Origin of the sequence: Haloarchaeobius marinus (genome assembly GCF_051207415.1) — an archaeon.
Classification (GTDB): domain Archaea; phylum Halobacteriota; class Halobacteria; order Halobacteriales; family Natrialbaceae; genus Haloarchaeobius.
In genome coordinates, this window is sequence record NZ_JBPKGD010000004.1 from 106,440 (window position 1) to 120,039 (window position 13,600).

A 13,600-nucleotide genomic window follows, 5' to 3' on the forward strand; every position below is an offset into this window, starting at 1 on the left:
CAGCGTCGCGATTCGGTCGGGACGCTACGTACGGAGTGCGACCCCTCTTGTCGAGACCGGCCGCCCGGCGGGTCCGACGCTACGGCGCGGACGACGAACCACCGACGGCGAGCACTCGCCGGGTCCCTGGAACACGACGAAACCAGGGCACCCACATCGAATCCCTGTGAAACCACGGACTGTAAGACAGGAATGTTACCTTTAAACGGTCCTGTCGATTAGCTGTTTCGTTCGTCCAGGGACGTGTAGTCGACCCTGCCAGCGCGGCTCGACCGGCAACGTACAGACGGTTTCCGGGCCACAGAGTCGAGGAGAACGCCGTACAGGACCGGGAGAGATGGAACTCGACCAGCACCCGTGTCCGCGTCGAGTGGGACGCCCGGAACTGTTCGGTCGCGTATCGGCCCAACGTGCCGTACGAACAGTTTCGCACGTGTGCGGCCCGATAAGGGAGGCGAACGAAGGGAACGCGATGGCCCACGGTCGGGGTAGCCGTCGGCGTCGAAGGTCCGGGGCGATTCGGGTCAGGAGCGCATACGTGACATATCTCGAAATAATACTACAGGATTATAATTCCCGGTAGCGTTTCTCCTTCGGTACCCTCGGACGAACGACCTTCGAGGCGAAGACGCGAACGGTCCTGCCGGTTCACACTCGGCCGGACCCGTCGCCGGGCCCACGCTGGAACGTTCCGTTACATCCATAGGAGTGTAACGCCGGGAACGGTGCCGGATCGGAACCCCGTTCTCGCTTCGAGAACGGAATCGCCGTCTGTCACTCGACGACGAACTGAACGCGCCGTCCCCGGTCCCGTCAACCCCCGAAGTCAGGGAGTTCGGTGTCCGTGTCGGCCATGTTGATGTTCACCTCGACGATGTTGGCCGTGCTGGTGACGCTGTCGACCACGTGGGCGTGGTACTCGGACTCCTGCATGCGGTTGACCGGGCCGGAGACCGACACCGAACCGAGCACGCGGTCGTTGGCGTCCAGGATGGGTGCCCCGACCGCCTCGAGGCCCTTTATCTCCTCTTCCTCGTTCGTCGCGTATCCACGCTCGCGCACGCGGTCCAGTTCCGCGAACAGTTCGTCCCGGTCGGTGATTGTGTTCTCGGTCTTCCCGACCAGCCCGTAGCGGTCGATGATGCGCTCGACGCGCTCCTCGGGCAGGTGTGCGAGGATGGCCTTCCCGGTGGCGGAGAAGTGCAGGTAGTCCGGTTTCTGGAGCTTCGTGGTCTGGTAGTCGCTGCCGACCGCCTTCTCGCCCTGCACCTTGTAGAGGTTCACGCTCAGTCCGTGCTGTTCCGTCGAGAGGTGGGCGTACTCGCCCGTCTCCTGGGCCAGCTGCTCTATCTCCTCCTTGCCGTGTCGATACAGGACGTGTCGATTGCGAACGTACTCGCCGAGCAGCAGGAACTGGAGGCTGAGCCGGTAGGTGGTGCCCTCCTTGACGACGTATCGCTCCTCGCGGAGCGTCCCGAGGTGATTGTACACTGCGCTCTTGGACAGCCCGAGGTGGTTCGCGAGTTCGGTTACCCCGGCCCCGTCGAGGGATTCGAGCGCACGGACGACGTCCAGTGCGTTCCGGACCGTCGAGTGGGTCCGCGGCGAATCCGTACTCGGTTCGCGTTCCGGCATGCTCACCCCAAGGAATCGAGCCACAATAGGTGTTCGCGTCACGAGAACAGCGCCCGCGTCGTGGCCAGGTGCCACGAGGATTCCTGCGGGACCTCGGTCACCTGTCGACGTTCGTCGGCACGCTGTTCTCGGTTCGAGAACGGGACGCCCGCCGGGACGCCGTTCAGTCCGTGGCCAGTTCGGTGATGGCACCGGCGAGGACCTCGGTGGCGGCGGCGCAGTCCTCCCAGTCCGTCCACTCGTGGGGGGTGTGCGAGAGGCCGTCCCGCGACGGCGCGAACAGCAGTCCGACGTCGGTCACCCGCCCGATGTACATCGTGTCGTGGGCCGCACCGGAGTGCAGGTCCATCGTGTCGACGCCGGCCGCCGACCCCGCGCCGTGCAGTGCGTCACGGACCCGGTCGTCCATCGGGACGGGGTCGTGGTCCCACGCCCGGTCGAGGGACGTCCGGACGCCGCGCTCCGCCTCGAGTCTGTCGAGGCTCTCGCCCGCGGCCTCGACGATGGCGTCGATGGACGCCGTCTCGACGTCGCGGACGTCGATGGTCGTCTCCACGCGCCCGGGGATGACGTTCGGGGCGTTCGGCGTGACGTCGACGCGGCCGACGGTCCCGACGGCGGTGCTTGATTCGGTTCCCCGGGACCGTGCGGCGTCCTCGACGTCGAGGACGAACTCGCTGGCCGCCGCGAGCGCGTCGGTCCGACGCGCCATCGACGTCGACCCGGCGTGGTCGGACTCGCCCTCGATGTCGACCGCACACCGGGTGAGTCCCGTAATCGTCGTCACCACGCCGGCGGGCACCCCCGCCTCCTCCAGTCGGGTCGCCTGCTCGATGTGGAGTTCGAGCCAGGCGTCCCACTCGCTGGCGTCGAGGACATCCTCACCCCGGAACCCGATGGACTCGAGGGCGGATTCGAGGGTCTCGCCGTCGTCCGTCAGCGCGAGCGCCTCGTCGACGGACATCGAGCCGCTGGCGACGGAGGACCCGACGACGCCGCCGCCGAACCGCTGTCCCTCCTCCTCCGTGAGCGAGACGACCTCGACCGGTCGGGCAGGTTCGACGCCGTCCTCCTGCATGGCCCGGACGGCTTCGAGCGCCGCGTAGACGCCGAGTGGGCCGTCGAAGATGCCGCCCTCCGGCACCGAGTCCAGGTGGCTCCCGGCGGCCACCGGTGCGGCGTCGGCGGCGGCGCTCTCCGGCGTCCATCGGCCGACGACGTTCCCGACGGCGTCGACGCGGACCGAGAGGCCTGCGTCCTCGAGTCGGGAGACGAAGTGCTCCCGGGCCTTCCGGTCCGCGTCGGTCCCGGTGAGGACGGTTCGACCGTGCCCCGGTCCCTCGACGGCCCCGAACCGGGCGTTGGTCTCGAGGTCCTCCCGGAGGCGTCCCGTTCGAATAGGCATGCTGGCACGCTTTTCCGGGGACCCACTTGACCGTTGCGCTACCTGCCAGAACGGAGAGTGGTCGTCGCTATTCTCGCTTCGGTTTCGCCTGCCCGACCCGGAGCGCGTTGGCGTAGACGGCACGACTCGCCGCGACCCGTCGGTCGACCGCAGGGTCGATGATGCGGACGCGCCGTGCCATCTCGTCGTCGAACTCGGGGTGGAACTGGATGCCCGCGACCGGCGACCCCTCGAGGCCGAACGCCTGCAACCCGGCCCCGTCACGGGCGAGTTCGACCGCGTCCGGCGGCAGGTCGATCACGACGTCCTCGTGATAGACGAAGCTCTCGAAGCGGGCGTCGAAGCCGTCGAAGAGCGGGTGCGTCCGGCCCCTGTCGGTGAGTTCGATGGTCCGGACGCCCTCGCGCCTGTCGTGGAGGCGGTCGACGGTTCCCCCGAGGTGGGTCGCCAGGAACTGGTGGCCGAAGCAGACGCCGACGAGTGGCGTCCCGGTGGCCATCACCTCGTCGACGACGTCCCCGAGGGGGTCGAACCAGGCGGCCGAGTCGGAGACGTTGGTCTCCGACCCCGTGACGACGACGAGGTCGAACCGCCCCGGGTCGGCCGGCCACTCGTCGTCGGCGAGGGAGAAGCGGGTCTCGGCCAGTTCGTCCGGCAACCGCCGGTCGAGCGACCGACCGATTCCCGTTGCGTAATCCAGCCTGTCCGGGGGAACGAGATAAGCGACGTGCATGACTGATCCAGTAGATTCGACGAACGTAGGGTTCAGACTCCGTATAGAAATGTGTTTCCCACAGGTATCCAGCTACCCTGGTCATACTCCGGGGCTGTAAGATTCCATCTGGTCGACATCCATCAACAAAAATACGGATTCCCACAAGTTTATTATGGTAGACTATATTCCTCGGTGTATGGCACGCGATAGCAAAAGGTGCAGTGAGGGGAAGCGTATCGACCGGTTCGTCCGCCGTCGTCGGTTCCTCGGCGGTGCAGCGGCGACCGGGGCGCTCGCGCTGGCCGGTTGTCTCGGGGGAGACGACGACGATTCCGAGAACACCCAGACCTCGGACCAGGGCGGCTACGGTGACAACACCGGGACCGAACCCGAGGATACGGGACTGACCGAGGAACAGAAGATGGGCGGCACGCTCCGGTGGGGCGGTGCCGTCCCCGTGCAGACGCTCGACCCGCACCTCGAGACCGCCGCGGCGTCGGCCCGGGTCTTCGAGAACGTCTACGAAGGGCTCGTCCAGCTCAACTACGACCTGACGTTCTCGCCGCACCTGGCGTCGTCGATGGAGACCAGCGAAGACAACACGACGCTCTCGTTCGAACTCGAACAGGGCGTGACGTTCCACGACGGCTCCGAGATGACCAGCGCGGACGTCATGGCCTCCCTCGAACGGGTCAGGAACAACGAGGCGTACATCTCCTACGGCTTCATGCAGAACGTGGAGTCGATGGCCGCACCGGGCGACTACCAGTTCGAGATCGACCTCGCAGAGCCGTTCGCGCCGTTCATCGCGAAGCTCTCGACCGCAGAACTGGCGATACTACCAGAGTCGGAGGCCGCGAAGGACGAGATAACCGAACCCGTCGGGACCGGTCCCTTCCAGTACGAGAGCCGCGAGATAGAGTCCTCGATAACGCTGTCCCGGTTCGACGACTACTGGAACGACGAGGTGGACGGTCCCTACCTCGACGAGGTCGTCAAGTCCGAGATCACCGACCCCAGCGTCCGCCTGCAGTCGTTCCGCGCCGGCGAGTACGACTTCATCAACGGCATCCCGCCGCGTGAGGTCGAGCAGGTCCGGAACGACCCGGGCGTCAACTTCGAGTCCATCTTCCCGAAGGCGCTCGTCTACCTCGGACTCAACTGCAACGAGGCGCCCTTCGACGACAAGCACGCACGACTCGCGCTCGATTACTCGTTCTCGAAGCAGGACGCCACCGAGGCGGCCCTCTACGGGACCGGACAGGCCACCGCGACCCCGGCCCCGCCGGGCAGTCCGTGGGAGCACCCGGACATCGAACCCCGGCCGCGCGACCTCGAACAGGCACAGCAGCACCTCGACCAGGCCGGCCTCTCCGACGGGTTCTCGGTCTCGTTCAAGATTCCGCAGTCGTACCCGGCGCAGGTCCAGGCCGCACAGATAATCGCGGACCAGGCCAGCGAGGTCGGCATCGAACTCGACATCCAGCGCATCACGTGGAACTCGTGGCTCAGCGACGTCTACACGGACCGGAACTTCCAGGCGACCACGTCGAGTTACCTCGCGCTCTACTACCCCGACGTGTCCTTCTACAAGTTCCTCCACCCGGACGGCGCGTTCTTCTTCACCGGCTGGAGCAACGACGAGTACAACCAGCTCGTCGAGGATGCCCGCCACATGTACGACACGCAGGCTCGCGCCGAGAAGTACCAGCGCGCGACCGAGATCCTCCACGAGGAGCGCGCCGGCCACCTCATGCTGTTCTGGCAGGCGAACCTCTACGGCTCCCAGCCGAACTACAAGGGCCGGAAGGGCGCACCCGACGGCTCCACGCTCCGCTTCCACGACAACTACTTCGACGACAACTGAGTCCACGACATGTCGATGCTCAGTTATCTCGTCCGGCGGCTCGCGTTCCTGACAGTCACGCTGCTGTTCGTGACGCTCATCACGTTCGCCGTGACCAACGTCCTCCCGGGCGACGTCGCGTTGCTCATCCTCGGGCCGAACGCGAGTCCCGAGAGTCTGGCGGCGCTCCGCGAACAACTCGGACTGAACCAGCCCCTCTACGTGCAGTACGTCGACTGGCTGGTCGGGTTGCTCCAGGGCGACCTCGGGCGGTCGCTCCTCTTCAACGAGCCCGTGATAGACCTCATCGCCGAGAAACTCCCGCGGTCCATCATGCTCGCGGTGGCAGCGACGCTCATCGCCGTCGTACTGTCGATTCCACTCGGCATCGTCGCGGCGGTCAAGCAGAACGAACCCGCCGACACCGCGGCGTCGATGTTCGGGTTCGTCGGCATCTCCATCCCCATCTTCCTGTGGGGGCTGGTGTTCATCCTCGTCTTCGCGGTCTGGCTGGACCTCTTCCCCACGGGACAGTACGTCTCGCCGACCGAGGACCTCGTGAGGTCCCTGCACCACCTGGTGTTGCCCGCGTCCGCGATGGGCTTTGCGCTCACCGCCTACGTGATGCGGATGACCCGGTCGTCGATGCTCGAAGAACTCGGCGAGGAGTACATCAAACTCGCTCGCGCGAAGGGGATGTCGGAGCGCGTCGTCGTCCTCAGACACGCCTTCCGGAACGCGGTCATCCCGGTAATCACGGTCATCGCCTTCCAGTTCGCGTACGCCTTCGGCGGCGTCGTCGTGCTCGAGGAGGTGTTCTACTGGCCGGGCATCGGCCGACTGACGCTGTCTGCCATCCAGTCCCAGGACATCCCACTGCTGCAGGGGTGCATCATCGTCGTCGCGCTCATGTACATGCTCTCGAACCTCGCGGCCGACGTACTGTACGCCTACTTCGACCCGCGAATCCGCTACGGGGGTGAGGAGTGATGGCTGCAGAGACCGGCACCGACGAGGGCTCGCGATTCCACGTCTCCCACGCCAGGCGCGAGCGGTACGGCCGCCTCGCCCGCCAGTTCCGCCACAACACGAAGGCGATGGTCGGGCTGACCATCGTGATATCGCTGATACTCGTCGCGCTGGTCGCGCCGTACGTCGTGCCGTACTCCGTCTCGGAGACGAACCTCGACGACCGGTCGGAGGCCCCCTCCGCCGAGCACCCGTTCGGGACGGACGAACTCGGACGGGACATCTTCAGTCGCGTGCTCATCGGCACCCGGATCTCGCTCCGGGTGGGCTTCGGGTCCATCCTCGGCGCGTTGCTCGTCGGGACGACCATCGGCGTCACCGCGGGCTACTACGGGGGGTTCGTCGACGAACTCCTGATGCGCGTGATGGACGCCGCGATGTCGTTCCCACCTATCCTGCTCGCGTTGACGGTGATGGTCGTCCTCGGGCCGAACCTGACGAACGTCGTCCTCGCGCTGGCGTTCGTCTACACGCCCTACATCGCCCGCGTCGGGCGTTCGGCGGCGCTCTCGGAACGCAACGAGGCGTACGTCGAGGCCGCCGTCGCGCGCGGGGAGACGAGTCCACACATCGTCTTCCGCGAGGTGTTGCCGAACTGCCTCGCCCCCTTGCTGGTGCAGGCCTCCATCAACATCGCGTTCGCGATGCTCTCGGAGGCCTCGCTGTCGTTCCTCGGCCTCGGTGCGCAACCGCCGAAGCCGTCCTGGGGGCTGATGATAGACTCGGGTCGTGGCGTCATGGAGAGCGCACCGTGGATGGTGCTGTTCCCCGGCCTCGCCATCGCCGTGGCGGTCATCGGGTTCAACATGCTCGGTGACGGCCTGCGCGACGTCCTCGACCCGAAGGTCGACACGGTGGAATCATGAGTACCGAGTCACTCCTCGACGTCCGGGACCTCCGCACGCAGTTCCACACCGACGCGGACCCGGTCGTCGCCGTCAACGACGTATCGTTCACCCTCGAACGCGGCGAGACCATGGGCATCGTGGGCGAATCCGGCGCCGGCAAGTCCGTCACCGCTCGCTCCATCATGGGCCTCGTCGACTGGCCCGGCGAGGTCGTCGGTGGCGAGGTCCGGTTCCAGGGCGAGGACCTCGTCAGCAAGACCGACGAGGAGATGCGCGACGTCCGCGGGAACCGCATCGCGCTCGTCCCGCAGGACCCGATGCGCTCGCTCAACCCGGTCCTCACCGTGGGGAGCCAGATCGTCGAGACGGTCCGTCGCCACCAGGACGTCACGAAGGAGGCGGCGAGACGCATCGCCATCGACTCGATGGACGAGGTCGGCATCCCAGACGCCGCCGAGCGGTTCGGGGACTACCCTCACGAGTTCTCCGGCGGGATGCGCCAGCGCGTCCTCATCGCCATCGGCCTGGCCTGCGAACCCGACCTCATCATCGCGGACGAACCGTCGACGGCGCTCGACGTGACGACCCAGGCGAAGATACTCGACCTCCTGAACGAACTCCAGGCGGAGAAGGGGATGGGCATCCTCATGATAACCCACAACCTCGGCGTCGTCGCCCAGACCTGCGACACGGTCGGCGTGATGTACGCCGGCCACATGGTCGAGCGAGCGACCCTCGAAGACATCTTCGAGCGTCCGACCCACCCCTACACGCGGGGACTCATCGACTCCATCCCGCAGACGGACCAGGAGTACGACGAACTCCCGACCCTGGACGGGTCGATGCCCGACCTGACGGAACTCCCCGAGGGGTGTAACTTCGCCCCGCGCTGTCCACACGCCACGGAGGCGTGCCGGACGGGCGACGACCCCGACATCGAACAGGTCGCCGGGACGGCCTCCGCCGCCGCGTGTCTCCACGCCGACGAACTCGACCTCTCCGAGGCCGCTGGCCCCGGGCAGGGGCCGGTGACGCGAAAGACGGTGGACCGCTCCGGCGACCCCCTGCTTCGCGTCGAGGGACTGAAGAAGCACTTCGACGCCGGGGACGGTCTCTTCGAGTCGCTCTCGCTGTCGACGGACGGTGGCCTCCCGACGCTCACGAAGCGGACGGTCAAAGCCGTCGACGGGGTCGACTTCGACATCTACCCAGGGGAGACGGTCGGCCTCGTCGGCGAGTCCGGGTGCGGGAAGTCGACCGTCGCCCGGACGGTGTTGCAGTTGCTGGAACCGACCGACGGCGAGGTGTACTTCGACGACGTGCCGCTGCACGAACTCGGTGGGAGCGAGATCCGCAGCCTCCGCCGCGAGATGCAGATGATATTCCAGGACCCCGGGTCGTCGCTCAACCCGCGCAAGACCGTCGGGCACATCGTCGGTCGCGCGATGCAAACGCACGGCGTGGCGACGGGCGAGGAGAAGGAACGCCGCGTCGAAGCACTCCTCGAACGCGTGGGACTGTCGGCCAGCGCGGCCGGCAAGTACCCACACGAGTTCTCCGGCGGCCAGCAACAGCGCGTCGCCATCGCGCACGCACTCGCCGTCGAACCGAAACTCATCGTCTGTGACGAACCGGTCTCGGCGCTCGACGTGAGCGTGCAGGCCCAGATACTGAACCTGCTCGACGAGATACAGGCCGAGGAGAACATCGCGTACCTGTTCATCTCGCACAACATCGGGGTCGTCCGGCACATCTGCGACCGCCTCGCCGTGATGTACCTCGGGGAGATAGCCGAGTTCGGGACGGTCGAGCAGGTGTTCGACCCGCCGCACCACCCCTACACCGAGGCGCTGCTGTCCGCGGTGCCACACGCCGACCCGTCCCGGCGGACGAACCGCGTGTTGCTGGAGGGGACGGTCCCGAGTCCCATCGACCCGCCGTCGGGCTGTGCGTTCCGGACGCGCTGTCCGAAGAAACTCGGCGAGGTATGTGAGACCGACGACCCGGCCCTCGAGGACATCGGCGAGGGGCACCACGTCTCGTGTCACCTCTCCCCCGACGAACTGTCCGACCCCGTCGGCGAGTCGGAGGACCCGCCGCGAACCGGTCCCTGAACGGGACCGGGCGGCAATCTACGCCTCGTCTGGACAGAGTTCCGACGCCGACGTCGCTCCTGTCTCGACGCTCTCGACGTCAGAAGTGACATGCGTTCGTCATTGGACGTGGCTAGATTCAGATGTGTTCGTACGAGCCGCGTTCGAGCCGTCGAGATGTGCCACGACCGACGCAGTCGGGGGTGGACGCGACGCCGATAGTAGTCCCCAGAACCCACAATTCTATCGGTCGGCGTGAGTCCCCGTTGTCGAAACGTCGAGAGGTGAGTGGCGGGGACACACCTGCTCGGTATCTCGAAGGCAGCAGCGAAAAGCCACCGGGCAATCGAGGCCATCCGTCGACGGTGTGCTCGTTCTCCGACGTGTCCGGGACACCCTCCGGTTCGAATCCTCGAAGTCGAATTGCCAGCCTGTAGAAGCCGTCAACTCCACGTCGAGGGGACTATAGAGGTACGTATCGGGGGAGACCAGTAGTAGTGGGTTTTGATTGCAATACTGCCGGCGGTTCCACCCCCTGTGTGCGCCGGGTCCACGGCCGGGCCTTCGTCGTCTCGCCACTCGGACCCGGCAGGAACATCGTCGGATTCGGCGTTCAATAGTAACGAAACCGAGACACTACTTCTATACCTCCTTATGATTTCATCGACGGCCCGGACACGTCGACCGGGCGCTCCCGGTCGTCGCAGCAAACTCCCCCGGCGTTCGGGGGACGGGGTCTGCGGGCCAGTTACCCGCCGGACCTCACTGCACGCCGGGCGAGTCGGGGCGACCGGTACCCTCGAACCCGGGCGAGCCTACCTGACCGCTGTCCTCGTGGAGGAACACGAGTCCGCCGCCGATGTCGCTCGCGACGGTGAAGCCGCGGGCGGACTCCGCGACCCAGAACGACGTGTCGCCGGTGTGGTAGCCGGCGACCGTCTCGGGGGTCGAGGGGTCGCTCACGTCGTGGACCGTCACGCCGCCGTCGTACCACGACGCGTGGAGGCGGTTCGCCGTGACGTCGAAGTTGTGCGACGTCCGGAACGCGTCGACGTTCGGCGGGTCGATGCGTGCCACTTGCTGCGGGTCGGCGTGGTCGGAGACGTCGAAGACCCTGATGCCGCCGTAGTCGTCGCCGTCGGGGTTCTCGACGAAGCTCCCGGGGAACGTCTCGGCACCCACGTAGACCAGGTCGCCGTCGGGCGACGGCTGGACGTAGTGGGCGTTCCCGGGCAGCGTGAGGTAGTCCTCGACGTCGAATCCCGGCACGTCTGCCCCCGGCGCGTCCCCGAACTGGGTCACCAGCTGGGGGTCGGTCGGGTCGCTCACGTCCGCGACCACGACGCCCGCGTCCCAGAACGCCTGGTACAGCAGGTCGTCCTGGACGTAGACGTCGTGGCACGGGTTGACGCCGCCGGACGCGAACGCCGGGAAGTCGTCGGCGAGCCGGTACTCGCCGACGACGGCCGGGTCCGACGGGTCTCGCACGTCGACGATGGTGGTCCGCGCCTCGCTGAACGCGGAGTCCCCCGACTCGTTGACGGTGAGGTAGGCGTAGCCGTCCGCGAGGAAGTTGTTGTGGATGTGGTGGCCGACGTCGACGAACCCGACCTCGGTCGGGTCGGTCGGGTCGCTCACGTCCACGAGCGTGATGCCGGGCCCGCCGTTGCTCGCGAGGCTGACGAGGTCGCCCTCGACCTTCGCGTCGAGGATGCCACCCGCGGGGTCCGCGGCCGTCATCGACCCGACGACCTGGGGGTCGGTCGGGTTCCGCCAGTCGACGACCGCGAGGCCGTTCCCGGTGGCGACGTACGCGTGGTCGCCCTGGGTGGAGACCTCCAGCGAACCGCCGACCGCGACCTCGCTGAAGAGTCGAAGCACGTCGTCGCCTCCGTTTCCGGGTCCCTGGGCGCTCCCGACGCCAGCGACGCCGGTGAGACACAGTGCGCCGGTCGCCTTCAGGACGTCCCGCCGTCGTGGATGCTCCATCGTCAGTTCACCCCCTGTTCGGCGGCAGGCGTGACCTTGAAGACGTAGACGCCGGTCGCCATGTCGGAGACGACGGTGAGGTCGCGCTCCGCGTTGTAGTTCGCACCCCACGCCATGGGGGCGTCACCTATCCAATCGGGACTCTGGGCCTGGTCGGCCATGTCGTCGGTCTCGTACCGGTCGACAAAAACAGGTTTGGCCGGGTCGCCGATGTCCCAGACGACCAGTCCCTCGTGGTACGCACCGTCGACGAGCAAGGAGCCGTTCCCCTTCGAGATGACGTCGTGGTTGTGCGTCGTCCAGTCGTAGAGCTCCGTGGGTTCGTCCATCACCTGCGCGTTCGGGGACGGCGTGTAGCCGACCGGTTGCGGGTCGGAGACGGAGCCGTCGCCCCAGCCGATGTCGAAGACGTGCTTGCCGCCGGGCTTGCCGAAGCCGATCTCGTCGCCGACGACGGCGATGCCCCGGTCGGGGTCGTAGTTCGCGTAGTGGCAGTTCTGGAAGGCCTCCTCGCCGAGCGGGACGTCCGCGTAGTCCGGGAGCCCCTCGTAGCTGAAGCTCCCGGCCGTCGTCGGACTGGCGGGGTCGCTCACGTCCATGACGACGTACCCGTCGAAGCCGCCGCCGATGAACGCGAGGTGTGCGAGGTCGCTCTCGGGGTCGACGACGACGTCGTGCAGGTCGGCCTCGGGACCGAACGTCCCGACGAACGAGGTGTCGGTCGGGTCGCTCACGTCGAAGACGCCCATCCCGTGATGTTCGGTCGTGTAGACGTACGGCTCGGTCGGGTGTGGGAAGACGTTGTGGGTCGACCCCGAGTCGAGGGTCCCGACGATGGTCGGGTCCTCCGGCGTGCCGTCCGCGTAGCCGTAGTCGATTATCTCGACGCCGTCGAACTCGGCGTCGCCGGTGTTGGGTTCCTGCGAACGGTAGTAGAGCCCGTCCCGGGGGCCGAACTTCACGTCCGCGTTCCGGACGGTCTCGGACGACGGTACCCGGTGTACCTCCGTCGGGTCGGTCGGGTTGCTGATGTCGACGAGGAAGCTGCCGCCGGTCCCGAAGAAGCTCCCCGTGAGGGCGTACTGTCCGTCGTCGCGGACGTCACCCTCGGTGTAGCCGCCGGGTGGGTCCGAGAGCAGCGAGTGGCCGAGTTTCTCGATCCGTCCGTTCGCCGGACGGTCGCGCGCTGCAGTCGTGCCGATGCTACCGATTGCGGCCGTGCCACCCAGCAGTTTGAGCAGCGTCCGCCGTGTCGAGTACATGGTACGGTCCGGTCCAGCATTCGGCGACGAACGACATTGTAAGCCGGGTGCTATCGACAAAATTGAACGTACGAACCGTCGAAATAGTTATCAACCACTACCGACGGTGATTACAATTCGACCACGGGAGGGGTGGCTCGGCCCTCCGTCCCGCGTTCGGGGCTACGAGAGCTCTGATGCGCCTGCCGGGGCAGCAATTCGGACTGGCGCCCGGGACACGAAGTTTGAATAGTGCAGGCGCGATATCGGATGCCGACGGATGTGTCGGGAGCTGAACCGCGAACCTGCCTGGGTCGGCGCGATCCGCCTCGCGTTCACGCAGGGCGAGGTGACCGTCGACGGGGTCATCGAGGAGGCCAACCTCCGCCCCGACACGCACCGGACCGTCGAGGACGTCCTCGACACGATGGCCGGCCGAGACATGCTCGTCCCGGCCCCCGACTTCGAGGAGTCCGGTCGCTACCACGTCGGTCCAGTCCTCCACCGGTCGGCACCCTCCGCCGCCGCCATCGACAAACTCTCCAGGCGCGCGACCCACCAGTGGGGATGAGCCGTCGCCGGGGCGTCGGAACCAAACGTTGATTTCTGGGGTCGACTTAGAGCGACCTAGGTAGAATCTATGGGACGTCTCACCGAGACCAAAGTATCCGAGAAGTATCTGACGACGATTCCAAAGCCAGTGCGGAACTTCCTCGACCTGGACGAGGGGGACACGGTCGAGTGGCACGTCGTGGACGGCGACATCATCGTCAAGGTCGCCGCCCCCGACGAGTGACAC

11 protein-coding genes are annotated in these 13,600 nt (G+C 66.7%); 6 read left to right on the top strand and 5 right to left on the bottom strand.

Going from position 1 to position 13,600, the window contains the following annotated elements:
• Positions 1 to 813 precede the first annotated feature (813 nt).
• From ACSC1W_RS15490 to ACSC1W_RS15500, 3 genes are all read right to left on the bottom strand, one after another.
• Positions 814 to 1,635: an IclR family transcriptional regulator gene (locus tag ACSC1W_RS15490; RefSeq protein WP_435348467.1), complete on the bottom strand. Its 822-nt coding sequence runs from the start codon at positions 1,633 to 1,635 to the stop codon at positions 814 to 816.
• A 163-nt stretch (positions 1,636 to 1,798) separates the two neighbouring features.
• The gene (locus ACSC1W_RS15495) at positions 1,799 to 3,040 is read right to left on the bottom strand and encodes a M20 family metallo-hydrolase (protein ID WP_435348468.1); all 1,242 of its coding nucleotides are present in this window, start codon (positions 3,038 to 3,040) and stop codon (positions 1,799 to 1,801) included.
• Positions 3,041 to 3,107: 67 nt separating this feature from the next.
• The gene (locus ACSC1W_RS15500) at positions 3,108 to 3,773 is read right to left on the bottom strand and encodes a type 1 glutamine amidotransferase (RefSeq protein ID WP_435348469.1); all 666 of its coding nucleotides are present in this window, start codon (positions 3,771 to 3,773) and stop codon (positions 3,108 to 3,110) included.
• A 178-nt stretch (positions 3,774 to 3,951) separates the two neighbouring features.
• Here ACSC1W_RS15500 and ACSC1W_RS15505 point away from each other — a divergent pair, with 178 nt between their 5' ends.
• The 4 genes from ACSC1W_RS15505 to ACSC1W_RS15520 are packed head-to-tail and all read left to right on the top strand — an operon-like array spanning position 3,952 to position 9,592.
• On the top strand, positions 3,952 to 5,622 hold the full coding sequence (locus tag ACSC1W_RS15505; RefSeq protein ID WP_435348470.1) for an ABC transporter substrate-binding protein: 1,671 nt from the start codon (positions 3,952 to 3,954) through the stop codon (positions 5,620 to 5,622).
• A gap of 9 nt (positions 5,623 to 5,631) precedes the next feature.
• Positions 5,632 to 6,591, top strand: coding sequence for an ABC transporter permease (locus ACSC1W_RS15510; RefSeq protein WP_435348471.1), 960 nt, complete (start codon positions 5,632 to 5,634; stop codon positions 6,589 to 6,591).
• Positions 6,591 to 7,496: an ABC transporter permease gene (locus tag ACSC1W_RS15515; RefSeq protein ID WP_435348473.1), complete on the top strand. Its 906-nt coding sequence runs from the start codon at positions 6,591 to 6,593 to the stop codon at positions 7,494 to 7,496. Before ACSC1W_RS15510 ends, ACSC1W_RS15515 begins: the two co-directional genes overlap by 1 nt.
• On the top strand, positions 7,493 to 9,592 hold the full coding sequence (locus tag ACSC1W_RS15520; RefSeq protein ID WP_435348474.1) for a dipeptide ABC transporter ATP-binding protein: 2,100 nt from the start codon (positions 7,493 to 7,495) through the stop codon (positions 9,590 to 9,592). The genes ACSC1W_RS15515 and ACSC1W_RS15520 overlap by 4 nt, the downstream gene beginning before the upstream one ends.
• 741 nt (positions 9,593 to 10,333) lie before the next feature.
• Here the strand turns inward: ACSC1W_RS15520 and ACSC1W_RS15525 are convergent.
• Entirely contained in the window at positions 10,334 to 11,560 is a 1,227-nt protein-coding gene (locus ACSC1W_RS15525) for an LVIVD repeat-containing protein (protein WP_435348475.1), read from the bottom strand.
• 2 nt (positions 11,561 to 11,562) lie between these two features.
• On the bottom strand, positions 11,563 to 12,822 hold the full coding sequence (locus tag ACSC1W_RS15530; RefSeq protein ID WP_435348476.1) for an LVIVD repeat-containing protein: 1,260 nt from the start codon (positions 12,820 to 12,822) through the stop codon (positions 11,563 to 11,565).
• A gap of 259 nt (positions 12,823 to 13,081) precedes the next feature.
• Here ACSC1W_RS15530 and ACSC1W_RS15535 point away from each other — a divergent pair, with 259 nt between their 5' ends.
• Positions 13,082 to 13,372, top strand: coding sequence for a hypothetical protein (locus ACSC1W_RS15535; protein ID WP_435348478.1), 291 nt, complete (start codon positions 13,082 to 13,084; stop codon positions 13,370 to 13,372).
• Between the two features lie 69 nt (positions 13,373 to 13,441).
• Positions 13,442 to 13,597 (top strand): AbrB/MazE/SpoVT family DNA-binding domain-containing protein, encoded by a 156-nt coding sequence (locus tag ACSC1W_RS15540; protein ID WP_435348480.1) that lies wholly within the window; start codon positions 13,442 to 13,444, stop codon positions 13,595 to 13,597.
• The last annotated feature ends 3 nt before the right edge of the window (positions 13,598 to 13,600 follow it).

What these genes read in the sequence shown, in the direction of transcription:
- ACSC1W_RS15490 (WP_435348467.1), bottom strand. Translation starts at nt 1,635, where the DNA reads ATGCCGGAACGCGAACCGAGTACGGATTCGCCGCGGACCCACTCGACG.
- ACSC1W_RS15495 (WP_435348468.1), bottom strand. Translation starts at nt 3,040, where the DNA reads ATGCCTATTCGAACGGGACGCCTCCGGGAGGACCTCGAGACCAACGCC.
- ACSC1W_RS15500 (WP_435348469.1), bottom strand. Translation starts at nt 3,773, where the DNA reads ATGCACGTCGCTTATCTCGTTCCCCCGGACAGGCTGGATTACGCAACG.
- ACSC1W_RS15505 (WP_435348470.1), top strand. Translation starts at nt 3,952, where the DNA reads ATGGCACGCGATAGCAAAAGGTGCAGTGAGGGGAAGCGTATCGACCGG.
- ACSC1W_RS15510 (WP_435348471.1), top strand. Translation starts at nt 5,632, where the DNA reads ATGTCGATGCTCAGTTATCTCGTCCGGCGGCTCGCGTTCCTGACAGTC.
- ACSC1W_RS15515 (WP_435348473.1), top strand. Translation starts at nt 6,591, where the DNA reads ATGGCTGCAGAGACCGGCACCGACGAGGGCTCGCGATTCCACGTCTCC.
- ACSC1W_RS15520 (WP_435348474.1), top strand. Translation starts at nt 7,493, where the DNA reads ATGAGTACCGAGTCACTCCTCGACGTCCGGGACCTCCGCACGCAGTTC.
- ACSC1W_RS15525 (WP_435348475.1), bottom strand. Translation starts at nt 11,560, where the DNA reads ATGGAGCATCCACGACGGCGGGACGTCCTGAAGGCGACCGGCGCACTG.
- ACSC1W_RS15530 (WP_435348476.1), bottom strand. Translation starts at nt 12,822, where the DNA reads ATGTACTCGACACGGCGGACGCTGCTCAAACTGCTGGGTGGCACGGCC.
- ACSC1W_RS15535 (WP_435348478.1), top strand. Translation starts at nt 13,082, where the DNA reads ATGTGTCGGGAGCTGAACCGCGAACCTGCCTGGGTCGGCGCGATCCGC.
- ACSC1W_RS15540 (WP_435348480.1), top strand. Translation starts at nt 13,442, where the DNA reads ATGGGACGTCTCACCGAGACCAAAGTATCCGAGAAGTATCTGACGACG.